At 37.3% G+C, this 24337-nt stretch carries 20 protein-coding genes and 1 tRNA gene; 9 read left to right on the top strand and 12 right to left on the bottom strand.

Going from position 1 to position 24337, the window contains the following annotated elements:
* Positions 1 to 21: 21 nt before the first annotated feature.
* The gene (locus tag QOX35_RS10725) at positions 22 to 1929 is read right to left on the bottom strand and encodes a TlpA family protein disulfide reductase (protein WP_283686889.1); all 1908 of its coding nucleotides are present in this window, start codon (positions 1927 to 1929) and stop codon (positions 22 to 24) included.
* A 274-nt stretch (positions 1930 to 2203) separates the two neighbouring features.
* Here QOX35_RS10725 and QOX35_RS10720 point away from each other — a divergent pair, with 274 nt between their 5' ends.
* The gene (locus tag QOX35_RS10720) at positions 2204 to 4294 is read left to right on the top strand and encodes a dipeptidyl-peptidase 3 family protein (protein WP_283686888.1); all 2091 of its coding nucleotides are present in this window, start codon (positions 2204 to 2206) and stop codon (positions 4292 to 4294) included.
* A 111-nt stretch (positions 4295 to 4405) separates the two neighbouring features.
* Positions 4406 to 5470, top strand: coding sequence for a tetratricopeptide repeat protein (locus QOX35_RS10715; protein WP_283686887.1), 1065 nt, complete (start codon positions 4406 to 4408; stop codon positions 5468 to 5470).
* A gap of 4 nt (positions 5471 to 5474) precedes the next feature.
* Here the strand turns inward: QOX35_RS10715 and QOX35_RS10710 are convergent, their stop codons facing one another.
* Complete coding sequence (locus tag QOX35_RS10710; protein ID WP_283686886.1) at positions 5475 to 6116, bottom strand: hypothetical protein; 642 nt, start codon at positions 6114 to 6116, stop codon at positions 5475 to 5477.
* The gene (locus QOX35_RS10705) at positions 6097 to 6906 is read right to left on the bottom strand and encodes a metallophosphoesterase family protein (RefSeq protein WP_283686885.1); all 810 of its coding nucleotides are present in this window, start codon (positions 6904 to 6906) and stop codon (positions 6097 to 6099) included. Before QOX35_RS10705 ends, QOX35_RS10710 begins: the two co-directional genes overlap by 20 nt.
* A 416-nt stretch (positions 6907 to 7322) precedes the next feature.
* Between QOX35_RS10705 and QOX35_RS10700 the strand changes: the two genes are divergently transcribed.
* Positions 7323 to 7604, top strand: coding sequence for a hypothetical protein (locus tag QOX35_RS10700; protein WP_006844569.1), 282 nt, complete (start codon positions 7323 to 7325; stop codon positions 7602 to 7604).
* A gap of 123 nt (positions 7605 to 7727) precedes the next feature.
* On the opposite strand, the gene dnaG is transcribed toward QOX35_RS10700, so the two are convergent.
* Positions 7728 to 9728, bottom strand: a complete 2001-nt coding sequence (dnaG, locus tag QOX35_RS10695) for a DNA primase (RefSeq protein ID WP_283686884.1) — start codon at positions 9726 to 9728, stop codon at positions 7728 to 7730.
* Between the two features lie 289 nt (positions 9729 to 10017).
* On the opposite strand from dnaG, the gene QOX35_RS10690 reads away from it, so the two are divergent.
* Together QOX35_RS10690 and QOX35_RS10685 are read left to right on the top strand one after the other, a co-directional pair.
* Positions 10018 to 11337, top strand: a complete 1320-nt coding sequence (locus tag QOX35_RS10690; protein ID WP_283686883.1) for a YihY/virulence factor BrkB family protein — start codon at positions 10018 to 10020, stop codon at positions 11335 to 11337.
* Positions 11338 to 11346: 9 nt separating this feature from the next.
* Positions 11347 to 12720, top strand: coding sequence for an MATE family efflux transporter (locus QOX35_RS10685; protein ID WP_283686882.1), 1374 nt, complete (start codon positions 11347 to 11349; stop codon positions 12718 to 12720).
* Positions 12721 to 12754: 34 nt separating this feature from the next.
* Here QOX35_RS10685 and queF read toward each other — a convergent pair whose 3' ends face one another.
* The 4 genes from queF to QOX35_RS10665 form a co-directional block, all read right to left on the bottom strand.
* Positions 12755 to 13222, bottom strand: a complete 468-nt coding sequence (gene queF, locus QOX35_RS10680; protein ID WP_283686881.1) for a preQ(1) synthase — start codon at positions 13220 to 13222, stop codon at positions 12755 to 12757.
* Between the two features lies 1 nt (position 13223).
* Positions 13224 to 13880 carry a 7-cyano-7-deazaguanine synthase QueC gene (gene queC / locus QOX35_RS10675; RefSeq protein WP_283686880.1) on the bottom strand — a complete coding sequence of 219 codons (657 nt, stop codon included), beginning with the start codon at positions 13878 to 13880 and terminating at the stop codon, positions 13224 to 13226.
* 164 nt (positions 13881 to 14044) lie between these two features.
* Positions 14045 to 15676 carry a M56 family metallopeptidase gene (locus tag QOX35_RS10670; RefSeq protein WP_283686879.1) on the bottom strand — a complete coding sequence of 544 codons (1632 nt, stop codon included), beginning with the start codon at positions 15674 to 15676 and terminating at the stop codon, positions 14045 to 14047.
* Positions 15676 to 16047, bottom strand: a complete 372-nt coding sequence (locus QOX35_RS10665) for a BlaI/MecI/CopY family transcriptional regulator (RefSeq protein WP_283686878.1) — start codon at positions 16045 to 16047, stop codon at positions 15676 to 15678. Before QOX35_RS10665 ends, QOX35_RS10670 begins: the two co-directional genes overlap by 1 nt.
* A gap of 227 nt (positions 16048 to 16274) precedes the next feature.
* On the opposite strand from QOX35_RS10665, the gene QOX35_RS10660 reads away from it, so the two are divergent.
* Positions 16275 to 16347, top strand: a tRNA-Lys gene (locus QOX35_RS10660).
* Positions 16348 to 16703: 356 nt separating this feature from the next.
* Here the strand turns inward: QOX35_RS10660 and catB are convergent.
* From catB to QOX35_RS10640, 4 genes are all read right to left on the bottom strand, one after another.
* Positions 16704 to 17336 (bottom strand): type B chloramphenicol O-acetyltransferase, encoded by a 633-nt coding sequence (catB, locus tag QOX35_RS10655; RefSeq protein WP_283686947.1) that lies wholly within the window; start codon positions 17334 to 17336, stop codon positions 16704 to 16706.
* A 371-nt stretch (positions 17337 to 17707) separates the two neighbouring features.
* Positions 17708 to 18274: a bactofilin family protein gene (locus tag QOX35_RS10650; protein ID WP_283686877.1), complete on the bottom strand. Its 567-nt coding sequence runs from the start codon at positions 18272 to 18274 to the stop codon at positions 17708 to 17710.
* A gap of 36 nt (positions 18275 to 18310) precedes the next feature.
* Positions 18311 to 19333 (bottom strand): ParM/StbA family protein, encoded by a 1023-nt coding sequence (locus QOX35_RS10645; protein ID WP_135103585.1) that lies wholly within the window; start codon positions 19331 to 19333, stop codon positions 18311 to 18313.
* A 52-nt stretch (positions 19334 to 19385) separates the two neighbouring features.
* The gene (locus tag QOX35_RS10640) at positions 19386 to 19757 is read right to left on the bottom strand and encodes a bactofilin family protein (RefSeq protein WP_135103586.1); all 372 of its coding nucleotides are present in this window, start codon (positions 19755 to 19757) and stop codon (positions 19386 to 19388) included.
* A gap of 644 nt (positions 19758 to 20401) precedes the next feature.
* Here QOX35_RS10640 and QOX35_RS10635 point away from each other — a divergent pair.
* Genes QOX35_RS10635 through QOX35_RS10625 form a run of 3 tightly spaced genes read left to right on the top strand, consistent with a single transcriptional unit; the run spans position 20402 to position 24328 of the window.
* Positions 20402 to 22189: an L-fucose isomerase gene (locus tag QOX35_RS10635; RefSeq protein WP_283686876.1), complete on the top strand. Its 1788-nt coding sequence runs from the start codon at positions 20402 to 20404 to the stop codon at positions 22187 to 22189.
* Positions 22190 to 22218: 29 nt separating this feature from the next.
* Positions 22219 to 22863: a class II aldolase/adducin family protein gene (locus tag QOX35_RS10630; protein ID WP_283686875.1), complete on the top strand. Its 645-nt coding sequence runs from the start codon at positions 22219 to 22221 to the stop codon at positions 22861 to 22863.
* A gap of 4 nt (positions 22864 to 22867) precedes the next feature.
* Positions 22868 to 24328, top strand: a complete 1461-nt coding sequence (locus QOX35_RS10625; RefSeq protein ID WP_283686874.1) for a rhamnulokinase — start codon at positions 22868 to 22870, stop codon at positions 24326 to 24328.
* Positions 24329 to 24337 lie beyond the last annotated feature (9 nt).

Raw genomic sequence — 24337 nt, 5'->3', positions numbered from 1 at the left:
AATAGAGCTTATGCTATTCACTCACCATACTTTCGATAATTCTTCTAAGATTTTATCATTTCCGGGATATCCTGTAGTTTCAAAAACTTTCTTACCGTTCTTGTCAAAAATCATATAGGTTGGAATCCCATCTATATTATATTTCTTTTCCAAAGCACCCCATTGTAGATCTGTAAGGTAATAATGTAGACCACCGATCTCAGGCAGCATGCTTGTCCATTTACCCTTAGGCGATGTTTCTCCCGAAATATATACAGAAACAACTCCTTTTTCTTTCATTTGAGGTTTTATTGGTTTTATTGTTTTCATAGCCATCAGGCACGGGCCGCACCACGTTGCCCAAAAATCGACAAAAACAACTTGTCCCTTGTATTTAGCAATAATAGATTCCAGTATTTTATCATTTGTCACAACCGGTGTTGATTCAATCATAAAACCACCCTTTGCCAATGCAGCTTCCTGTTCTCGCTTACTTTTTTCAAAGATTTGTGTATATACCTCTTTATAATACGGTGTTGAAGCTTCAGACAATTTCTTTTCATCATCTGACGTTAGTTCTTCCAAAAGAAAACCTTTCTTTATTATTTTTGAAACCTTTTCCATGTCTTGGAAATATCCGGATTTAGTATCTGTTATCTCTTCGATACTTAAATCAGCAGGTTTACTATTCAGCAAGTTTAATATCGTATAACTAAGATCATCAGAGTAAACCAACATCGGGTCATTAAGATCCAATTTTTTAAGAGCAAGAAAATCTTTTTCTGTTGCTTTAGGAAGAGTTTTTTCAACAGGTTTATTCCAATCCAGTTTATTTTTTTTGCGATAGCTCAATTCGTATACTCTGTGTTTCAGGGATATATTGTTTATAAGAGAACTTTTTAGATTATACTTCAGAATTTGCTTCATAGCCTGAGGCAGGTCTGATTTTTCAACTTTCTCTATCTTTTCGTCATAAAGCTTAAAGATATAATCAAGGTACTGCTGACTGTCCATGTCCAAAATTGCCGGATCGCTAAGATCCCAATATGCATGCAACATAAAATTATAAGCAATCACAGAATCTTTGTATTGTAAAAGCTGTGTATTCAGCTCGGATAATCCACCGGTGAATCCTCCGAAAGCCAAATTCGGCTGCGGGTTATAGCGAGAATTCCGTTTTGAGAAAGCCGTCGCATCATAATACACTTCCATATCTTCTCCCGGGTTGAGTATTACCTTTATCGATATATTATTACAAAAAAGATATCCTGTGGATGTAGAATACAGGTCTATATCGAAAGTGTATTTCCCATCTGATTCTTTTTTCCCTGCAACTTCATCCCTTTCCTGTGCAATTATATTTTCTACGCTAAGCTCGGGTTCGCCTATTGCATACCCATCTTTTAACCCTGTCAGGTATAAAGTCACTTTTGTCCTGCCGGACTTAAATACAGGCTCCGGTAGCTTGTAATCTTTATTGGTTTTATAATTCAATACATTATCAGGTAAAGAGGGTTTATAAGCTTTAGCTTTTCCTGTAAGGTCGATATCCCATATCTTGAAACAATTATCACAATCAGATTCAATAAAGTCTATTGTTTTAGTTCCTTTTGGTATCGGCGGAAAGAATAGTGTAAAATGAGTCTTGCCACTCTCGGGCATCCAATGCTCTTTATTGAGTTCTATGCTATCTGCTCCTGTTATTATATACTTTTTTCCATCAGCTTGAATATATGTGGCCGAGTCTATCCGAATCCAGGTTTCCGGATAAGAATAAGCATCTATATACAAAATTGTGGCCGAATCAGTCAGGATGATCTTGTCTATCTCAATCGTTTTTGTATTCTTTAATCCATACACAGGTCTTTCTATTATTTTAGGACCGGGTTTTGTACACTGGGTTATAGATAAACTCAAAAGAAGGAGAAAAAATAAATAAATTGTTTTCATGGTATTGTTATTATGATAGTTAGCAATACAAAAGATTTTCCTAAGTTAGTTAAATAATCCAGACCAGAATCATTTGTAATAAACTATGTCATGAATTATAAGATATATTCTTTGCTATTTTTATTACTTTTGGAATAAAATATCTAATATATCGTTTAACCTGTTCTTCGCAATAAAAAGGTAACACGTAAAAACAATCAAAAAAGTGTCACTTTTGTCACCTTTTTGAGATTATAGATATAATGAGACTATCGAACAATAAATATATAACTCAATGAAAAAAACAGTATTAATTGCTATGACAGGATTTTCAATGTTGTTTGCAGGCTGTGGAGGAACGCAAAAAGCATCCCATGGAGAGGCTGCATTGACAGACTCTGTTCCTGCTGATTTTAAATATGAGGTTGATGCCTTTGCCGATCTCCAAATTCTACGTTATTACGTTCCCGGGTTCAATAACCTTTCGTTACAACAAAAGGAACTGGTCTACTATCTATCGATGGCAGCCATCGAAGGGCGTGATATTCTTTACGACCAAAATAATAAATACAATCTGGCTATCCGCCGTGTGCTCGAAGCTATATATGAAAATTATAAAGGTGACAAGAATACGAACGATTATAAAGAGTTTGAGGTTTATCTAAAGCGTGTATGGTTCTCTAACGGTATACATCATCACTATGGAGAAGAAAAATTCCTTCCGGGCTTTTCTAAGCAGTTTTTTGCCGAACAGGTAAAAGCCTTACCTGATAATCTGATTCCAAGAACCAGCCGTTCGGGAAGCGAGTCTGTGAGTGCAGATGATTTTATAAAAATGATTACTCCTGTCATGTTTGATCCGAATGTAATGGCGAAGAAAGTAAATCAGTCGGGTAACGACCTTATTCTTTCTTCAGCTAATAACTATTATGGAGAAGGCGTCACTCAGAAGGAAGTACAGGCTTTCTATGGAGCTATGAAAGATACGACAGATCAAACTCCGATTTCTTACGGACTTAACAGCCGCCTTGTAAAACAAGGAAATAAGCTGGTAGAAGATGTATGGAAAGTAGGAGGTCTTTATTCTCCTGCTATTGAACGAATCGTAGGATGGCTTGAGAAGGCTGAGGCTGTAGCTGAAAATGATCAACAGAAAGCTGTTATCACTAAGCTGATTTCTTATTACAAAACAGGAGACCTAAAGACATTTGACGAATATGCGATAGCGTGGGTAGAAGATCTGAAATCTCAGGTTGATTTTGTAAATGGCTTTACCGAAGTATATGGTGATCCGCTAGGAATTAAAGCAAGTTGGGAATCGGTGGTAAACTTCAAGAATGTAGAAGCTACCAAACGAACAGAAGTTATCAGCTCAAACGCTCAATGGTTTGAAGATCACTCTCCGGTGGATAAACGTTTCAAAAAAGAAAGTGTGAAAGGGGTGTCTGCAAAAGTAATTACAGTAGCTCAACTGGGCGGAGATTGTTATCCTGCAACGCCTATAGGTATCAACCTGCCTAATGCCGACTGGATACGGAAAGATCATGGGTCAAAATCGGTGACAATAGAAAATATAATGGAGGCCTACGACGCTGCTGGAGCACATACAGGCTTTAATGATGAGTTTATGTGGTCTGAGCATGAAGTTAATTCCGTAAAGCAATATGGTTTTATAACAGACGTATTGCATACCGACCTTCACGAATGTTTAGGACATGGCTCGGGCAAATTGCTGCCGGAGGTTGATCCGAATGCATTAGGAGAATTCAGCTCGACAATAGAAGAAGCCCGTGCCGATTTGTTCGGACTTTATTTCCTTGCCGATCCTAAGCTTGTAGAACTAGGCATAATACCGAATGCTGATGCATACAAAGCAGAGTATTATAAGTTTATGATGAACGGTCTTATGACTCAGTTGGTGCGGATAGAGCCGGGTAAGAATATAGAAGAATCGCACATGCGCAATCGTCAGTTGATCGCTAAGTGGGTTTATGAAAAAGGAAAAGCAGACAATGTAGTCGAATATAAAGTGAGAGACGGAAAAACATACGTTGTAGTGAACGATTACAATAAATTGCGTACTCTGTTTGGGGATCTGTTAGCTGAAATTCAACGTATAAAATCGGAAGGCGATTTTAAAGGGGCAAAAGCGATTGTAGAAAATTATGCTGTCAAGGTAGATCAAAAATTGCATAGTGAAGTTTTGGCTCGTTATAAGAAGTTGAATATGAAGCCTTACAAAGGATTTGTAAACCCTACTTTCGAATTGGTGAAAGATAGCAATGGTAAAATTACAGATGTGAAAATTAATTATAAAGAAGGTTATGCAGAGCAAATGATTCGATACTCGAAAGAGTTCTCTTCATTGCCAACATTCAATGATTAATGTTTTATAGACGTTAAGATAAATGCAAAAAAGATCGGAAATTATATCTCCGGTCTTTTTTATTTATATATTTGCTATGCTAAACACCATAAAAACATGTACTAGACGCAAATGAAAATCTTAATTATATCATCAATCTTCTTTCTTTCAACTCTTCCCTTGCTTTCGCAGTCCAAAAAGGATATTGCGGCACAAAAGGGAATAGAAGCAGTAAAATTAATGGACTGTGGAAAAGTAGAAGAAAGTATCACTCTGCTTAAGGAAGCTCAAAAGCTTGATCCGGCTAATATTGTGTATCCTTACGAAATAGCTTATGCGCATTGTCTCGAAGAAAATTATGAAGAGGCTATTAATATTTTGAAACCGATACAGGATAATGAAGATGCTTCGGATACGTTTTTCCAGATGTTGGGTATTTGCTATAACTCTATAGGAAATAATGAAGGTGCAATAAAGACCTTTGAGGAAGGTATAAAGAAATTCCCCGATTCAGGTGCTCTTTATTTTGAATTAGGAAATGTGTATATGGCTCAAGATGAAAAATACACTGCACTGTCTTATTTTGAGAAAGGAATCGCAGCAGACCCTAAATATCCGTCTAATTATTATTGGGCAGCTAAAATATATTTAGATACAGAAGATGAAGTATGGGGGATGCTCTACGGTGAACTGTTTATGAATCTGGAGCGTAATACACATCGCACAGTTGAGATGAGTAAGTTGCTCTATGAGACATATAAGAGTGAGATCACGATTGTGAGTGACTCTGCTGTGTCTGTCAGTTTTTGTAAATATGCAGGACTGGATTTAAAAAATAATTCGGAATCCTCTTTTGGTAGTGGGATTTACGAACCAATCCTTATGTTGTCTCTTCCGCATGTCAAAACTTTAGATTTGGCTACATTGAGTACGATTCGCACTAATTTTTTGAATATCTACTATAAAAATAATATAGAGAATATATATCCAAATGTACTGCTCGACTATCAAAAGTTGTTGATGAATGCCGGACACCTTGAAGCCTATAACTATTGGATATTGATGCAGGGAGATCCTTCCGAATTTCTTCAGTGGAAATCCGCGAATGAAAGTAAATGGAAAAGCTTTACAGACTGGTTTTCCAATAACCCGATCAAGCTGTCTTCTAAAAACAAGTTTGTAAAAGACCAGTATTGATTTTTTAAAAGAATTGGAGCTTCAAACCAAACGATAATCTTAAATAGTCTTTTGGCTTAAGGTACTTGTTCGTAAAAGCACTTGCAAGGTATAAGTCATTTGTACTTAGTTCGTAAAAAGCCGTAACAGACTTAGCAAAAAAGCGCTTTTCGTGTGGAATCTTATACGTAAGCCTTTGTCCTATATAGACATTAAAACGCATCTTTGTAGAGAACGAATAGTAATCGTTTGGATATTTGTCGGGTTCACTTATCCAAAAATCTCCGTTAAGAATAGTGTTGATATACAAGCCACAGGCTAGCGGATCTATATAGAATCCTTTTGTCCCTATTGGCTTTGTCCAGGGAATAAAGTTTTGCTTCAAGGTAAATGTTATCTTATTTTCTTTTGTTGAGTATTTAGGAAGAAATCCAAAGAACACATCCGTTTCCCACTGATTGTTTTTTCCATAGTCCCATCCTGTTCCTATCGATATAAGCCCCATCCCGCCTGCATACTGAAATTTTATATGTGTAGGAATGAGATTGGCCCACTGGTTCTGATATTTTTCTACACGTTTTTCGTAGCCATTCTGAGAATAACCGAATAGGTTGAATAATAGGACGAGTGATAAAAAAGATATATATTTAATAAGCGACCACTTCATAGTCATAGGTGTTATCTGAATTTAATGTGAATAGTAAATATTTCTTTTTAGCTATATTGGGTGTGCCATAATAGATTATTCCATCATCGAAGAGATCGTCTACTGCTATGTTGTGATCGTGAGCATTGAGGCAAAATTGAAGATTCGGAAATTCTTTTATATAGCGTTGAAATACATTGGCTATATTGTTGTTGAACTGCTCTGAAAAAGGACGGACATGCATTGCCATTACTGTTTTATCGTATTCATCCTTCTTGTCTTTTATTTCTTGTTCTATAAATTGAAAGTCGGGTACAGGGAGCGAATAATCAAATTCCAAGGCATTGGTGTTTAAACATACGAACTTCGTCCTTCCGGCAATGAAAGAGAAATTTTCTTCACCAAAAACTTTCCTGAAGACTTCTATTCCATTTGCGAGGCAATCGTGATTCCCCAATAAGACTACATAAGGTACTTTCAGTTTGTTTAGAATATCCCGTTGCCATAGAAATTCTTTGGTAAGCCCAAAATCTGATACATCACCTCCGTGAATAACGAAATCTATATCGTTTCTTTTATTTAGTGCATTCACAAAAGCCTCTGTTTCGTCATACCATCGTTGGGTATCGCCAATCATCGCAAACCGTATTGTTTCTTTGTTTCTACAAGTTTCCTCTATTCGTGCTATATTCTTTTTGTTGATATCTGTTTTCCCTGAAATGCGACCATCGTACGGATGATATTCGATCATCTCGCATGACTGAAATATACATAAAATACCAAGCAGTAATATTCCTATCGATTTTTTCATTTAACTTATTATTTGGAGGTACAAGAGTACTGCCAATAAATATAATTAGGAAAAGAAGGAAAGACCTGTACAATTTTATTGAGCTTTTTTAAGGATGTTTTAACGAAAAGTCCTTATCTATCCTTGATTCTTCGTGTCAACTATTCTGTAATAAATGATGCTTAGTGATTACTTGCGAAAAATATTCAGAGTTGTATCGTCATCGACAGAAGCCAATCTCAAAGTGCAAAATAAGGATGTGATAAAAACAATAAAGAAGCGGAAGATAATGACTGAGATATTTTATTTCGCACCTGTCACTAAGCTGTTTATGTATATATGTAAAAAGGCTTCTTTGTTAAGGCGTATAAATAGGAGAGTTAATCAAGCCTTGTCTAATTAAATAATGCTTACCTTTACTTTCAAAATATATAATAATGAAGCTAAAAGAAGAACAAAAAAACAAATCGGTACTGACAACCAGTTATGTACTAACAAACGGATCTCCCATAACCTTCGTCCTCTATGATGAAGACGGAGACTGGCAGTTGTTTGGTGATGATGAAGTTGATGACGAAGAGGATGCTTATCTGGTATCGGTAGATGAGATATTGGAGATGGAACCGATATTGAAGAAACTCCCTGATTTGCAACCGGGACAAGCTGCTACAAGAGAAAAAGATAGTACGCGCTGGTTTATAGTCGAGGATGAAGAATAAGGTACTCTAAGTTTCCACGAAGAGTTATTGTCGTATTTTATATAGATATGTGACTAAGCCTTTCCTTTTATAAAGGTCATTGATATGTGAGGATGAGGTACGGCAATAAATACTTTAGACTGTTTACCACCGTAGAATAATTCTTTCGCCTAATTCCTTTGCCAGAATCCTTTTTATTTCGTCCATTTCCTTAAGCTTTTGCATAAGGATCATAACTCCGTCCCAGTCTTTTTCCTTTTGTTTCTTTTCCAGATCTTCTTTGATCTCTTTCATCTGTTTCGATATATGAGCATCTTTTAACTCGGTAACTGCACGAGGTACGTTTTTCCAGAGATGTTTTTCTTCGGCAAGAGGAGTGTCTTCTTTTTTAAGATTCTCCCCAAATTGTTTTATATGCAGCTTACTCAACTGATATCTGTCGCTTACCAACTCGGCCGCAATCTTGCTTATGTGAGCGTCTGTATGCGCCAGAAAGTAACGGCTAGGGTTGAAATATTCATTAGCCGAGTGTTCTATTGCATCTTCCAGTATTGTTTTATATAAAGGATTCGTAAACCAAAAACCATCTCTTTGCAAGTCAAATTTCACCCAATCTATTACGGTTGTGGGCATATCGCCTGTTGCCGGATTGTTTTCTCCTCCTTCAATCAATATTTTCATTCCATACCGGACAATAAAGTAGAGGATCGCCAATTCAAATTTATCAATGTTAGTCTTTTTTACTCCCGCTTTCCCCCTGTGTGTTTCGGGCTGTGAGAGGTCAACGTTGATTGCCGATAGTTCCGGATCTATTTTCGGCTGAGGAGCCTTCTCTAGGTGAGCAAGCCTTTTCTTATTTACTTCCTGAATAAGTATCCGTTCGTCTATATTCAGTAGTATACTGCAATCTTTTATATATACACTGCGTATAATGTTGTCAGGAATAACCGCTATACTGCTTACTATGTCGGAGATAAGGGTTGCTCGCTTTATAGGGTCATTACCCGCATCATCTAATAGTAATTGTGTTTTGAAGCGTATGAAATCCACTTCATGTTCCTGTACATATTTTGTCAGCGACTCGGCATTTTGTTTGCGTGCAAATGAATCGGGGTCTTCACCATCAGGAAGGAGTACCACCTTTATTTTCATTCCTTCTTCAAGCAAGAGGTCTATCCCTCTCAGCGCCGCTTTTATACCGGCAGCATCACCATCGTAGAGTATAGTTACATATTCTGTAAAGCGATGAATGAGCCTGATTTGTCCGTGAGTAAGTGCTGTTCCTGATGACGCAACTACATTTTCTATACCCGCCTGATGCATCGATATCACGTCGGTGTATCCCTCTACCAGATAGCAGCAGTCGGCTTTGGTGATAGCCTGTTTTGCAAAATATATTCCATATAGTTCGCTTCCTTTGTGGTATATTTCACTTTCGGGAGAATTTACGTATTTTCCTGTGTTCTCTGCCTTTTTTAGAATACGTCCGCCAAAAGCAACAACTTTTCCCGATAATGTGTGTACGGGAAATATAACTCGCCCTCGAAAACGGTCGATGAGAGCGCCGTTACTCTCACTTTTTATAGTGAGACCTGTTTTTACAAGGAATTCTTCTTTATAGCCATTTCTTATAGCTTCCTGCGTGAGGCTGTCTCTTTGTTCGAGACTGTATCCGAGTTGGAATTTCTGTATAATATCTTCACGGAATCCTCTTTCTTTAAAATAACTTAGACCTACAGATTTACCCTCGATATGTTCATGCAGAGTCTTTACAAAATGATTTCGGGCAAAGTCATTTAATATAAATAGACTTTCACGCTCGTTATAAGCCTGCTTCTGCTCATCGGTTAACTCCCGCTCTTGTATTTCGATGTTATACTTCTTCGCCAGATAACGGAGTGCATCGAAATAAGAGAGCTGCTCATGCTTCATAATGAAGTGAACAGCGGTTCCTCCTTCGCCACAAGCAAAGCATTTACATATATTCTTGGATGGAGAAACGTAGAATGATGGAGTTCTGTCTTCGTGGAACGGACACAGCCCTACATAGTTTATACCTCTACGCTTGAGCGTAACAAACTGAGATACTACATCCACTACTTGTGCAGCATCTATTATACGGTCTATGGTGGCTTGATCTATCATTGTTATTTACTAACACGAAAGTAATAAAAATATCCCAGTATAGATATTTTATATTTCTATGCCAAAGTTAAATTATACTTATCGGTCTTCCTCTTTCGTGAATATTCTACACAGTGTCTCTTATGGTTAGGTTATTGGTCTAGTGTAGAGATTTTTTACAAATTTTAGCAATGAAGATTGATCTTATTGGTAGATATATTTGTTACTATTTTTTAAGATTCTATCTATCAAGTATGTTTACTTATAAAGAACAAGCTATATTTGTAAATATTTCGGATAAAAATCTCGTATGATTGAAAGAATAAAAGAGTTTGTAAAAAGAGTAATTCGATTTCTTACGTATGATATCTGGCGGATAAACAAGCGCGAGAGATCGTCTCGTAAAATGGGATTGTACGATATTATTAAGTCTTTTATCCTAGCCATCAGGAATATTGATGGAGAGCAACTTTTTACACGTGCATCAGCATTGACATATAGCACCTTACTGTCTATCGTCCCCATGCTAGCTGTATTGTTTGCCATAGCTCGAGGCTTTGGTTTTCAGAATATTGTAAAGACTCAACTCTTTAGCTATTTTGCAGGACAAGAGGAGATATTGAATAAGGCGACAGCTTTTATCGACAAATCGATCGAATATGCTCAGGGTGGGATTTTCTTGGGCGTCGGCGTCATCTTGTTATTGTATACTGTAATCAATCTGCTTTCGAACATAGAAGATAACTTCAATAAAATATGGCAGATAAAAAAAGGACGTACCTATTTTCGGATGTTCACGGACTATCTGGCTCTTATCATTATTGCGCCTGTTTTTCTTATATGCAATGCCGGGGTTAATATTCTTTTGAGTACTACAGCCGAGCAACAGTATATACTGGGACTGGTTATTGGGCCTTTTATGAAAGTTATTCCTTTTCTTATTACCATTTTACTCTTTACAATACTATATATCTATATTCCTAATACGAAGGTTAAGTTTACTAGTGCCTTATTAGGCGGTGTGTTTACGGGTATATGTTTTCAGGTATTCCAAATGCTGTATATTGGTGGTCAGATTTGGATATCTAAATACAATGCTATATATGGTAGTTTTGCTGCTTTGCCTTTGTTGCTCCTATGGTTGCAACTGACATGGTTTTTTGTTTTGTTTGGTGTGCAGCTATCTTTTGCTTATCAGAATGTAAATAAGTTTAGTTTCGAACATGAAACTTCTAAAATAAGTCGTCGCTATAAGGATTTTGTTGCATTACTAATAATGACTTTGATTGTTAAGCGGTTTGAAAAAGGTGATATGCCTTACACTGCTGATGAACTTTCGGAGCAATATAAAATCCCGACAAAATTGACTAGTGATACTCTTTTTTATTTGCAGGATATCGGGCTTATTGTAGAGACTCCATCTCAAAATGCATTAGTACCCGCTTTTATACCTGCTTTGGATATCAATCATATTACCGTAAGTTATCTGTTTGAGAAAATAGAGATGTATGGCTCAGAGGATTTTGTGATTGATACAAATGTAAAATTCAGGAAAGAGTGGGAGACTATTTTAGAAATTAAAGAGCTTTCGGATAGCGAAAATGGGGACAAACTGCTCAAAAATTTATAATTCATATACGTGAAATCAGGTATTCATAATCTTACCGAGGGAAAAATATTCTCTACCTTAATACGTTTGGCTTTACCCCTGATGGGTACAAGCTTTTTACAGATGGCTTACACGCTGATGGCTATGTCGTGGGTTGGCAGGCTGGGTACTGTATCTCATCCCGAAATAGCAACCAAATCGGAAGCTGCAATCGGTGCTATAGGTATGTTGTTGTGGTTGACTTCATCGGTCGCATATCTGGCTATGATCGGATCGGAGGTCGCAGTCGGTCAATCGATAGGTGCGAAGAAAATGAAACGTGCAGCTATATACGCCTCACATTCTACAACTACCTCTATCGTGCTTAGCGTGGTATGGGTGTCTACACTCTTTATTTTTGCTAATCCTATCTTATCTTTTTTCAAACTATCTGCTGATATTACAGCCGATGCGGTACTTTATTTACGAATACTCACTATTAGTCTTCCGTTTCAGTTCTTGTCATATAATTTCGCAGGGATATACAATGGTGCAGGGCGAAGTACTGTTCCGTTCAAAAATAATGCAGCAGGGCTTGTATTAAATATGATACTCGACCCTATATTGATGTTTGGTATGGGGATGGGATTGCACGGTGCCGCTATTGGCACAGTTGCTGCACAATTGTTTGTGTTTTCTTTGTTCTTTTATCAGATTAAATATGGTAATCGTATTTTAGGCGATTTCTCCTTCTTTATTAAGCCGAAAGGTATTTACCTTAAACGCATAATTTTTCTAGGAACGCCTGTTTCAATAATGAACTCATTGTATGCCATCATTAATATGAACTTGGCACGTGTTGCTTCTATTCATGGCGGTCATTTAGGCATGATGGCTCAGACAACCGGAGGACAGATAGAGGCGGTTACATGGAATACATCGCAGGGATTTTCTACAGCCCTAAGTGCCTTTGTTGCTCAGAACTATGCTGCCAATAAATTGGAAAGAGGTAAAAAGGCATATATCTATACGATACGTGTTATGTTTACGTTAGGAATTTTTGTCAGTATTGCATTTATTTTGTTTGGTGCTCAAATTTTTGGAATAATTGTTCCTGAAGAGAATGCTATGCGGGCCGGAGCCGAATATTTGTTTGTTATGGGGTTGGTTCAGATTTTTATGATGTTTGAGTTGACTACACAAGGTATGTTTAATGGTATTGGCCGCACAGTAGAGCCTGCCGTGATAAGTATTACATTCAATGCGCTACGCATCCCTTTGGCTTATTATCTGGCTTCGCAAATGGGCATTGTAGGGGTGTGGTGGGCAATTGCTATATCTACGGTATGTAAAGGCATAATACTGCCTGTTTGGTTTACAGTAGTCTATAAAAGAGTACAAAAACGAAGACCTAAGATTGCATAATCAGAATAAAAAAAGAGGCTTTGAAGCCTCTTAACTATTTATATATTTGCTGTGGGTTATGATTTATCAGACGCTCTTCTGCCAGTCGCTCAAACTTCGTACCCCGACGTCCATAGTTGCAAAACGGATAAATACTAATGCCTCCACGTGGTGTAAATATTCCTACCACTTCAATATATTTCGGATCCATCAGTTCAATAAGGTCTTTCATCATAATATTTACACAGTCTTCATGGAATGCCCCATGATTGCGAAAGCTAAATAAGTATAACTTAAGACTCTTGCTTTCTACCATTTTCACATCAGGTATGTAGTTGATGTGTATTGTTGCAAAATCGGGTTGTCCCGTAATAGGACATAGGCTTGTAAACTCCGGGCAATTGAATGTTACCCAATAGTCATTTTCCTTATGTTTGTTCTCAAAGGCTTCTAATACTTCAGGAGCATAATTATCTTTATATTCGGTTTTTCCGCCTAAATGGCTAAGTCCTTCTATTGTCATATTATAGTTTTGTCTTTAGATAGTTGTCTAATCCTTGTTTACGCAATTTGCAAGAAGGGCAGTGCCCGCAACCATCGGCAATAATGCCGTTGTAGCAGGTCAGGGTTTGAGTACGAATGATATCGAAAACACCCAGCTCATCAGCTAATTGCCATACAGCAGTTTTATCTCTCCACATCAATGGCGTATGTATCTGGAAATGTTCGTCCATAGCCAGATTAATAGAAGCATTTGTTGAAAGTATAAATGTGTCTCTACAGTCGGGGTAACCACTGTAGTCAGCTTCTGATACTCCTGTTACAATGTGGCGTATACCGTGCGAGCGAGCAATGACAGCCGCAAAAGTAAGGAATAATAGATTACGTCCCGGTACAAACGTATTTGGATAAGAGTCTGCCGGTTTTTCCTGATCCATAACAATATCGCTTGTCAAAGAGTTGACGGATAGTTGGCTGATAATAGATGCGTCCAGCAGTTGGAATGGTACATTGGCTTTTTCGGCAATAGCCTTTGCTACTTCTACCTCTTTGGAGTGACGTTGCCCGTAGGTAAAACACAGCGTGCGAACGGATGCGAAATTTTCAAGTGCCCAGTAGAGGCATGTTGTTGAATCTTGTCCACCCGAAAACAAGACTAACGCTGATTCTGTTTTATTCATTCTATAACTTTGTTTTTTACGTGGTTAATCCTAAGATACACGGAGGAGAAATCTCTCTTCGGCTACAAAAGTAATGAATAATAGGTGAAAAATGAAAAGTGAAAACGAAAAAGAGTTGTATCCTTATTTTGCGGATACAGCTCTCTTTGATACTTTAAGATTATTTATTGGGGCTTGATTCCATTTAGCAGTAAAACCATACCGATTATACTCTGTTGGATTGTTTCACCATTCAGGTTTTCAGTGTTTTTAGATATGTTTTTTTGAAACGGTCCGGGAGTGGCAGACTCTTGTCCGATTTTTTTATCACCATTATAGTAATTTGCCGAATCCAAGTCTATAACGATATAACCGTCTTTTTCGCTGAAATTTTTCCAGTCATCAAAGTTGATTCTCTTTCCGTTCCGATAGGCTTCTATCCTGTATTTATCCAAATCGATTGATTTAAAAAAAGCTTCTTCGCTTCCTGCTGCATTTATCATATCCTTTTGTTTTTCATGGGATATGGCATATGCAGCTATCATTCTGCGTTGTATTGTTGCTGCGTTTAAATTTTTGGTGTTTTCTGCAATGTGAATTGTTCCTCCGTGAGTATAGGATAGTATTTTATCACCTTTGTAATAAAATGCGGAGTCTGACGTAACAAGAATCTTGCCGTCTTTTCTTTCAAAGTTTTTCCATAAATTAAAATCGATTCTTTTGCCCTTTTTGTAGGCTTCTACCCTATACTTTTTCAGGTCGATAGTGTCGGAAGGGTGGGTGACAGGTTTTTGTTGTTCGACGTTTATTTCCGAATTTTCGGCTACCTCAGTTTTCTCATCAGTCTTGTCGGTCTTTTGCGAATAAGCATTTTTTTCTATACCTTCAGCGTCTGAAAGCTCGTCCAATTTACTTGTTAGTAGAGGGTGGGCAAAAATTGATACGGCAATTGCAAATACAGGAACCAGAAGTAGATACTTCATTTTTGCATGCGGATTGTTGTTTTCTTTTAACATCATAGTGATTCTTTTTTCGAGTTTACTGTGGTTAAAGCTGTTGGTCATAAAGGTGAGATGTTGTGAGCCGACAGCTTTTTTAATTAATAAAATTTGATATGTTTTAGCATCGATGCCTGATTTTAGTACACAGTTATCTGCTTCAAATTCGTGAACATTACGCAGTTCTCTTCTAAAAAGCCACGCAAAGGGGTTGTACCATTGAAAAAGTACGAAAAGCTCTGAAAAGAGTAAGTCGAATGAGTGCCTATTCCTTATGTGCGATAATTCGTGAGTCAGTACTATTTCTTTGTTTTCATTATAATCTTTTCGAGATATAATAACGTAATTCATCCAGCTGAATGAAGGGATGTCTTTATCTGTAATAAGAATATTAATCCCGTCTGTTTTCAGTCTTTCACATCCCTTTATCATAGCCAATATGTGCAAAGTAGAGTAAGTGTTACGTATCAGTATAAAGAGTGCTCCTGCCAGATAAATGATTCCCACTATCCTAATCCAATCTATTGTTGCATGTTCTGCGACTACTATGGAAGTGGCGGAGGTGGCGGGGATGAATTCTATCGGAGCCGATTCGCTGGTTAGTGATGATTCGTATGCGGCAATGGTCTGATGTACTTCGTTTAATGCAGAGGTTTTTATTTTTATAAGAAAGATAAAAAGGCTGCTGATATAAAATAAAAGAATACAAAATCTGTTTATTCTGAAAAATTTATTCCGGCTATATATCAGTTTATATATTATATAGAAGAAGAATAAAGCACAGGAAACCTTGGTGCTGTATATTAATAAGTCTGCCATCACTTTTTATTTTTAGCTGCATTTTCCACTTTTTCTATTAACCCCTTTAGGTCTTCGACGGAAATTTTCTCTTCTTCGACAAGTGAAGATACCGCTCCCAAATAAGAGTTGTTGAAGTATTCGCTGATTATCTTTGTCAGTGTGTGTTTTTTGAAGCTATCCTTGCTTACCAGTGCATAATACCTGTAAGCTTTTCCTGTAGGTTCGTAGCCCACATAACCTTTGTCCTCAAGTATACGAATTAATGTTGATATTGTGTTTACATGAGGTTTTGGGTCATCATACAGGTCTTGAATGTCTTTGACTCGCATAGGACCTTGCGACCAAAGAATGTCCATTATTTCCTCTTCTTTTTTTGTTAGGCTTTTCATGTTAGATATTTATTTAAAAACAAATATAACTAAAATTTTTAGTTGTAACTATATTTTTTAGTTAAAAGGTGTTTTCAGAAAAATTATTGTATTCAAAATCAATGTTTAGCTATATTTATAGTAGTGTATTATTTAAGACGAAGAAAAAGAGTGATTAATAAAAGCTAATTTTTCCTAGATTAATTTTCTTAAAAAGAATAATTATTATACTTTTGCACTCACCAAACGACTCCGTAGCTCAGCTGGTAGAGCAATTGACTCTTAATCAATGGGTCGAGGGTTCGAGCCCCTCCGGGGTCACTGATAATAGGCCACTTATGCATAGCGTAGGTGGTTTTTTATTACAATTTTGTCTAGTTTAAGATGGGGTTTCATATCCAAAGTTGAACCAAGAGTGATACTGTTCTTAAAATTTTTTAATAGGCATACTACCACTATCTACATACAAATATTATCCTTTACAATGTGTTTTCCACAAGATACATGTCGAAGTCATGAGAAATTTTATTGGTCATTTTGGAAGAGGGTAAAATGTGATAGCGAGAAAGTAAATAGACCACTTGGAGATATTTAATACTTGGAGATAGATTCTCATGTCTGTTTTTATAAATAACAATAAATCTTTGGGCTCTTCATGTGAAGAGCCCAAAGATTTATTAAACTATATGGTTGTGATAAAATTCATATAGCAATTCTATATTATCAGAACAAATTATAGGAATAGCTTCAGATAATTTTTCTTCATCCCAATCCCACCATTTGATTTCTAAAAGCATTTTGATGTGCTGTTCAGAAAATCGTGATTTGATAGTTTTCGATGGATTTCCGCCAATAATCGTATAAGGGGCAACGTCTTTAGTGACCACCGACCGACTGCCAATTACGGCACCATCACCGATTTTTACTCCTGACATGATTATTGCCTCGGTTCCAATCCAAACATCATTTCCGACAACGGTATCTCCTGCGTTTTCAAATCCATCAATTGCTTTATTGAAGATTTCCACCTCCGGCATATAAAAAAATGGGAAACTGGATATCCAACTGTGTCGATGCCCTTGATTTCCAGCCATAATAAAACTAACGCCACTTCCAATGGAACAAAATGAACCTATAATCAATTTATCGATATCATTTCTATCTAGCATTAAATAGCGAGCGCAGTCATCAAAAGAGTGTCCATGATAGTAACCTGAATAGTAGGAGTATTTGCCCGCAATAATATTGGGGTTGGTAATGTGGTCTTTGATTATTTTGCCTTTAAAAGGACTTTCAAAAAAATTAATCATTTTAGCAGATCTTAAAAATTTAACAAATAAAATTCTATGGCATTCACTGAGTGCCATGTACGAAACATTTATTTGCTGTATGCTAATCAGATTTCTTCATTAGACAAATATAATGAAAAGTACCTGGATATACCAAGTTTTCATGTGTTTATACCTTATTGAACGCCCTCACTATCTTTTTTGAGTTATTAGACTGTTTAGATTGATAAACCTTTTCCACGAATTTATCAGATTTATACGGACTGTTTTTTTATTGATTTAATCGTCTCAAATCTTCCAAGAAAGAGTCTGAGCTGTGGGGGCACATTTTATTAAAAAATTAAAGCTTGTAAAGAATTCTTTACAAGCTTTTGTTTTTATGAGTATATGCGTTACCACCAATTATCACTTTCATCCACAGGCTTTGCTTCAGTTTTTTTGTCTTGGATTATCGGGCTTTTTTGCTCTTTATTTGGTGGGTTGTTGAAAGCTCTTGAATCCTTTTGGGGAATTTCTTCTTCTATTTTGGAGAAAGAATCTACAGAGATCGTTGTTCCTTCTTTTTCAAGATAGTTTTTTGCTTCTGCAATCTTTATATTTAATATAGGAACTTCCAGTAGAGGATCTAATACAACTTCACCATTAACAACGCAACCCGCATTTATGACAGCTGCCTTGGCTGTAATTGTACCTTCTATAACCGCTGTCGGGCCAAGTTCTAAACTCTCTGCACAAATGATATTACCTGTTACTTTGCCGTCAATGATGCAACCTACGGCCGTTACACTACCGGTAATCTGAGCATTAATATCAACAGTCAGAGTGTCTTCTACATAGAAATTTTTCTCTTGTCCTTCGGTTAGGTATAGTGAGCCTAATACAATTACGTCTCGTCCCAATTCTACGATTCTGGCAGGTTGAGGCTCGATCTCATCAATTTTTCGCTTAAAGAGAAACATTCCTGATCTTTATAAAGTAATATTCTATACTATTATTTATTCTCCCGAAAAGTTAGCTACTACAGTAGTGGCATTTCCTATATCTATACCTACAGATGATTTGAATTTGCCATGTCCTACGCGTAACGAGTTAATTGCATAACCTTTACTTGCTAATGTTTCCGGATTATCTAAAACTGTTATTTCTGTGAATTTGCCGAATTCCTCCTTAAAGCAATCGATAAGCTCTTCATAATACATAGCACCTCCACACATATATATACGGTTGGCTTTAACCAGGTTGGAGTCATTAATGACACTGCGTAAGTTTGGAGATATGACTTCTTGATAATATGTTTGAATAACACTTTTACGTATTTCTCTTAAATCGATATTTTGACGATTCAAGAAAATATATCCACGTTTGAATGCTTCATCAATTTGATGTGTATTTCTAAGCTCTAAATAATATTTGCTCTTCAGTTCATTTATCATCAGATTTACAGCATAACGAATTCCATGCGTACTGATCATTGTTTGTTCAATAATACCCGAATCTGTACTAAGGATAGATTCAAATGTTCCAAACCCACAACTGAATACAAAGAAATTTCCTGAAACCTGAGGTTCACCTTTGCGTATTCCGATTGTACATCCTACAATTTCAGGAATCACTTCAACCTTCTGTACTTCTAATATTACTCTTTTCTTATTCCCCGCATTGTGTGTTGAAATGTCATAATCGAGCATATGAGTGCGTTGGAAAAATTCTATGGCTTTGTCTTTATAAATATAATAAGTAGAATAAGGAAAACCTGTGGTGATTGTTATCGGTTGCTCCACTTGATTTTCTACTAACAGCATAGCTGCTTTAGCTAATATCTGATAGTCTATATCATCCGGTGATGAGTTTATTAACTTATGAGGAGATTGACCTTCATTCAGGGCAAGGTCTCCACAGATATACCATTTATTATTATGTTGAATTTTCAAGCCGTGAAGCAAATCCTTCGCTGTTTGTGACAGATTTGTATTATTATTTTCAACTAAGCTGGGAAAAGATTGGATTTCATAAACCATAGCGATAAAATATTAGATTCGTTAATAATTATGGGGATAAATAAACTTTATTTTATGAAAGAAGAGGTTTCATAGCGATGAGTCCTTCGTATGTTGCGCCATGCTCTAATGTGAATATTTGCGCATTAAGTTTGCCCACTATTCTACCCGTACTTTTTATGGAGATAGACTCGGTTACGCATATATTACCTTCGATACGACCGAATACAACTAGATTTTTTGCATGAATATTTCCTCGAACTATACCTGTTGTACCAATTACAACAGTATGAGCCTGTTTTATATCTCCTACTATAGTCCCTTCCACGCGTATGTGATGCGTTTCTTCTACAGATCCATAGAGCACAAAACTTTTACAGATTATTGTAGGCGTTTGAGAGGAAAGATCAAACGAGTCTTGCCTAAAATCCTCCTTTTTAGCCATAGTCAATTACGTTAACAATATTTATATAGTCACATTTGTACAGAAATCCGGGCAATTCCTTAAAAACGAATTGTTATTTACAAATATATATGAAAAGTAATATTAATCATTAAGAAATGTATATAAAATTTATTTTCATATGCAATTAATTCTCTTTGAAAAGTATAAAGGATATGATTTTGTAGTGGTAAATGGTCTGATAATTAACTGTATATGCTTGTTGATTTGTGCCAATTAATATAATAAGGGCTGGAAATAGAGTCTAAAAAACGAAATAAAAACTGCCTGATGTCGAAATAGTACTATTCATTCATCGGAAAAATGAAAGCTTGTTGAGTATCTAAAATATATATTTGGAGTTATAAGTCGTTGTAATAGAGTGGATGCTGGACGAATAGAAAAAAGCTCATTCTAATTAACTTTTTATCTGATATTTCTTTAATGTTAGATTCAATGTCTTTGAATTTAATTCCTTAAGATATAATTATACTATCACCACCCCTATTTATAATAGTAAGGATATGGAACCGGTGGTAAGCTTGTAACAATTAAAAATCTAATTCAATCAAAGAAAACACAATCTCCTGTTTATTTATTGAATATAAAACCAAAATATAGTAATTAACCATTAATATCTAAAATATATGGCTGGGAAAAGATTTCAAGGTGAATGGCCTAAAATCGGTATTCGTCCTACTATCGATGGACGCATGGGAGGGGTGCGAGAGTCTCTTGAGAACCAAACAATGAATATGGCAAAAAGTGTGGTAGACTTGTTAACCTCTACTTTACGCTATCCCGACGGGTCGTCTGTTCAGTGTGTTATTGCAGATTCCACAATTGGTCGTGTAGCAGAGAGTGCAGCCTGTGCCGAGAAGTTTCGTAGAGAGGGAGTGGGGATAACAATCTCAGTTACTCCGTGCTGGTGTTACGGTAGCGAAACGATGGATATGGAGCCGCATACAATCAAAGCTGTTTGGGGATTTAATGGTACGGAACGTCCCGGGGCAGTCTATCTGGCTGCAGTCCTTGCTGGACATGCACAGAAAGGATTACCTGCCTTTGGTATCTATGGACATGATGTTCAGGATGGAGGTACTACCGAAATACCTGGCGATGTAAGACAGAAGTTGTTGCGCTTTGCTAAAGCTGCATTGGCTGTAGCAACTATGCGAGGTAAATCTTATCTTTCCATTGGTTCGGTGTGTATGGGTATTGCCGGTTCGGTAGTTAATACCGATTTTTTTGAAGATTATTTAGGTATGCGTTGCGAGAGTGTAGACGAGGTAGAAATTATTCGCCGCATGACAGAAGGGATATATGATAAAGAAGAATATGAAAAAGCCTTAGCTTGGGCGAAGACCCACTGTAAAGAAGGGCAAGATACGATAAATCGGGACGATTTGAAAAAAGATCGTGCGGCAAATGATAAGGATTGGGAATTCATTGTGAAAATGACATTGATTGTTCGTGATCTGATGATAGGCAATCCCAAATTGAAAGAAATGGGATTTGGAGAAGAGGCCTTAGGGCATAATGCTCTTGCCGCGGGCTTTCAGGGGCAACGCCAATGGACAGATTTCTATCCTAACGGCGATTTTACAGAGGCTATCCTCAATTCCTCTTTCGATTGGAGAGGTATTCGCGCACCATATATATTAGCTACAGAAAATGATTCGCTGAATGGTACGGCAATGTTGTTTGGTTATCTTTTGACAAATACCGCTCAGATCTTTGCAGATGTGCGTACTTATTGGAGTCCTGAGGCTGTAGAACGAGTGACAGGGAAAAAGTTAGAAGGTTTAGCTTCGGGTGGTATGATTCATCTCATAAATTCCGGTGCTGCGTCTCTGGATGGGAGTGGTCGCCAAAGCGATGAGGCAGGGAAACCTGTAATGAAACCTTTTTGGGATATTTCACAAGCCGAAGCCAAGTCGTGTTTAGATGCTACTACATGGATGCCTGCCAACCGTGAGTATTTCCGTGGAGGAGGTTTTTCTTCTAAATTTCTTACTCGTGGTGGAATGCCATGTACCATGGTTCGCCTAAACCTTATAAAAGGACTGGGCCCGGTCTTGCAAATAGCCGAAGGGTGGACTGTAGATCTAGATCCGGATGTGCATAAAATTTTAGATGAGCGTACAGATAAAGGATGGCCTACCACATGGTTTGTTCCTCGCCTGACCGATGATCCTAATTTTAAAGATGTGTACTCCGTGATGAACAACTGGGGAGCCAATCATGGTTCTATCAGCAGTGGACATATCGGAGCCGATTTGATAACGTTGGCTTCTATGCTTCGTATCCCTGTTTGTATGCATAATGTATCTTCGGATGATATTTATCGCCCTGCCGCATGGTCTGCTTTCGGGATGGATAAAGAAGGAGCCGATTATCGAGCTTGTCAGGTTTATGGTCCTCTTTATAAATAGTTTTTTGTACCTTCGATAATAAAAACAGTATGATAAACGCGGAATATATAGAACGGTTTATAGAAGCTGCCCATCGTGTAGGACAAGAACGTCTACAGCTTTGTAGCAGTGGTAATTTGTCGTGGAGAGTAAATAAAGATTTAGCTTTGGTTTCGGGTACAGGTTCGTGGTTGCCACGTATTGCCAAAGAAAATGTCGCTATCTGTAATATCTCTACCGGCATGCGTGTCGATGGTCCTAAGCCATCGATGGAAAGTGTTTTCCACCTGGGGGTTTTACGTCAGCGTAAAGATATGAATGTGGTGTTGCATTTTCAGTCAGAGTTTGCGACAATTGTATCCTGTATGAAAAACAAGCCGAAAAGCTTTAATGTAGTTGCCGAAGTTCCTTGCTACTGTGGCAAAGAAATTGCAGTTATACCATATTATCGTCCCGGATCGAAGGAACTGGCCGATGCTGTAACACATGCCCTGACTGATCATGATTGCGTGTTGATGAGTAAACATGGGCAGGCTGTTTGTGGAAAAGACTTTGATGATGCTTTTCAAAAAGCGGTTTTCCTCGAGTTGGCATGCAGCATTATTGTGCGTGCAGGTGAAGGAAATTATGATATCTTGAGCGATGATGAAATTCGCGATTTGGAAGTTTATATTTTAGGAAAAACACAAAAATAACAACATGGCATATTTGGCTCTGGATTTAGGGTCAGGAAGTGGACGGGCTATTGTAGGAACAATAGTGGACGGACGTATTTGCCTAGATGAGATCTACCGCTTTGGAAATGTTCCTGTAAAATTGGGAAGTACATTGTGCTGGGACTTCTTGTCGTTATTCCAAAATGTAAAACAGAGCATTTATTTGGCCGTAAAGAAGGGTTATGATTTACAAGGTCTTGCTGTTGATACATGGGGTGTTGATTTTGGGTTAATAGACAGAGCGGGAAGATTATTGTCCAATCCCGTATGTTATAGGGATAGTCGTACGCAAGGTGTTTCTCAAAAAGCGGAGGCTATCATTTCTAAAAGAGACATGTATGCTATCACAGGTATTCAGCAAATGGAGATCAATACCGTTTTTCAATTGCTGAGCATGAAAGAGCAGAATGCTCAGGTACTTGCTATTGGCGATGGTTTATTGTTTATCCCCGATCTGATAAATTTTTATCTTACAGGTAATATGTATAATGAATATACAATAGCCTCCACTTCGCAGTTGGTAAATGCTAAGACAAGAACGTGGGAGAAGTCTCTATTCGATAAGTTGAATCTTCCTTTATATCTTTTCAAAAATATTATTAAGCCTTGTTCTCTTGTCGGAAATCTTACCGATGATATTGCACAAGAAACGAATGCTGAAAATATTAAAGTTTTTGCCGTCGGGTCGCATGATACGGCAAGTGCCATTGCTGCTATTCCGTTTGATGGAGAAGAATGGGCTTTTCTTAGTTCGGGTACATGGTCTCTGCTGGGGATACAAACGGACAACCCGATTCTCACGCAGGAGGCTATGGATAACGAATTTACGAACGAAGGTGGGGTTGGAAAGATTCTGTTTATGCGTAATATTTCGGGATTGTGGATACTTCAACAATTAATAGCCGAGTGGGAGAAGTGTGATGAAGAATGTTCTTACCAATACCTATTGTCGGAAAGTGAAAAGTGTAAACCTTTCGGAAGCCTTATCAATAGCGACGATCCTGATTTTACCATTCCCTCATCTATGAAAGATGCTATACAATCGTATTGCAAGCGGACGGATCAATATGTACCTCATACCCAAGGCGAGTTGGTTCGCTGTGTTCTCGAATCACTAGCAGTGAAATATCATTTTGTGATGAAGAAATTGGAGCAGTGTTCCGGCAGAACGATTAAATATCTTTCGGTAGTAGGAGGGGGAAGCCGCAACGAACAGTTAAATCAATTTATTGCAGATGCTCTGAATGTAGAGGTTGTAACCGGGTTAACAGAGGCTACAGCAATCGGAAATATTATTCAGCAAGCAGTAACAGATAAAAAAATAAAAAATATAAGGGAGGGACATCAGATTGTAAAAAACAGCTTTAACTTTAAAACCTATTATCCTCAGAATTCGAGAGAGTGGGAGTTGTTTGCTACTAGAATGGAGCATTTGATAACGTAAAAACAACAA

It is taken from the genome of Dysgonomonas sp. Marseille-Q5470 (assembly GCF_951230145.1).
In the GTDB taxonomy this organism is placed as follows: Bacteria; Bacteroidota; Bacteroidia; order Bacteroidales; family Dysgonomonadaceae; genus Dysgonomonas.
Note: the sequence above shows the minus strand (reverse complement) of the source record. Positions and strands in the feature narration are given on the sequence as shown.

Bases quoted from the DNA above. Each gene is read 5' to 3' on its own strand.
- QOX35_RS10725 (WP_283686889.1), bottom strand. From the start codon at position 1,929: ATGAAAACAATTTATTTATTTTTTCTCCTTCTTTTGAGTTTATCTATA.
- QOX35_RS10720 (WP_283686888.1), top strand. From the start codon at position 2,204: ATGAAAAAAACAGTATTAATTGCTATGACAGGATTTTCAATGTTGTTT.
- QOX35_RS10715 (WP_283686887.1), top strand. From the start codon at position 4,406: ATGAAAATCTTAATTATATCATCAATCTTCTTTCTTTCAACTCTTCCC.
- QOX35_RS10710 (WP_283686886.1), bottom strand. From the start codon at position 6,116: ATGAAGTGGTCGCTTATTAAATATATATCTTTTTTATCACTCGTCCTA.
- QOX35_RS10705 (WP_283686885.1), bottom strand. From the start codon at position 6,906: ATGAAAAAATCGATAGGAATATTACTGCTTGGTATTTTATGTATATTT.
- QOX35_RS10700 (WP_006844569.1), top strand. From the start codon at position 7,323: ATGAAGCTAAAAGAAGAACAAAAAAACAAATCGGTACTGACAACCAGT.
- dnaG (WP_283686884.1), bottom strand. From the start codon at position 9,728: ATGATAGATCAAGCCACCATAGACCGTATAATAGATGCTGCACAAGTA.
- QOX35_RS10690 (WP_283686883.1), top strand. From the start codon at position 10,018: ATGATTGAAAGAATAAAAGAGTTTGTAAAAAGAGTAATTCGATTTCTT.
- queF (WP_283686881.1), bottom strand. From the start codon at position 13,222: ATGACAATAGAAGGACTTAGCCATTTAGGCGGAAAAACCGAATATAAA.
- queC (WP_283686880.1), bottom strand. From the start codon at position 13,880: ATGAATAAAACAGAATCAGCGTTAGTCTTGTTTTCGGGTGGACAAGAT.
- QOX35_RS10670 (WP_283686879.1), bottom strand. From the start codon at position 15,676: ATGGCAGACTTATTAATATACAGCACCAAGGTTTCCTGTGCTTTATTC.
- QOX35_RS10665 (WP_283686878.1), bottom strand. From the start codon at position 16,047: ATGAAAAGCCTAACAAAAAAAGAAGAGGAAATAATGGACATTCTTTGG.
- catB (WP_283686947.1), bottom strand. From the start codon at position 17,336: ATGATTAATTTTTTTGAAAGTCCTTTTAAAGGCAAAATAATCAAAGAC.
- QOX35_RS10650 (WP_283686877.1), bottom strand. From the start codon at position 18,274: ATGTTTCTCTTTAAGCGAAAAATTGATGAGATCGAGCCTCAACCTGCC.
- QOX35_RS10645 (WP_135103585.1), bottom strand. From the start codon at position 19,333: ATGGTTTATGAAATCCAATCTTTTCCCAGCTTAGTTGAAAATAATAAT.
- QOX35_RS10640 (WP_135103586.1), bottom strand. From the start codon at position 19,757: ATGGCTAAAAAGGAGGATTTTAGGCAAGACTCGTTTGATCTTTCCTCT.
- QOX35_RS10635 (WP_283686876.1), top strand. From the start codon at position 20,402: ATGGCTGGGAAAAGATTTCAAGGTGAATGGCCTAAAATCGGTATTCGT.
- QOX35_RS10630 (WP_283686875.1), top strand. From the start codon at position 22,219: ATGATAAACGCGGAATATATAGAACGGTTTATAGAAGCTGCCCATCGT.
- QOX35_RS10625 (WP_283686874.1), top strand. From the start codon at position 22,868: ATGGCATATTTGGCTCTGGATTTAGGGTCAGGAAGTGGACGGGCTATT.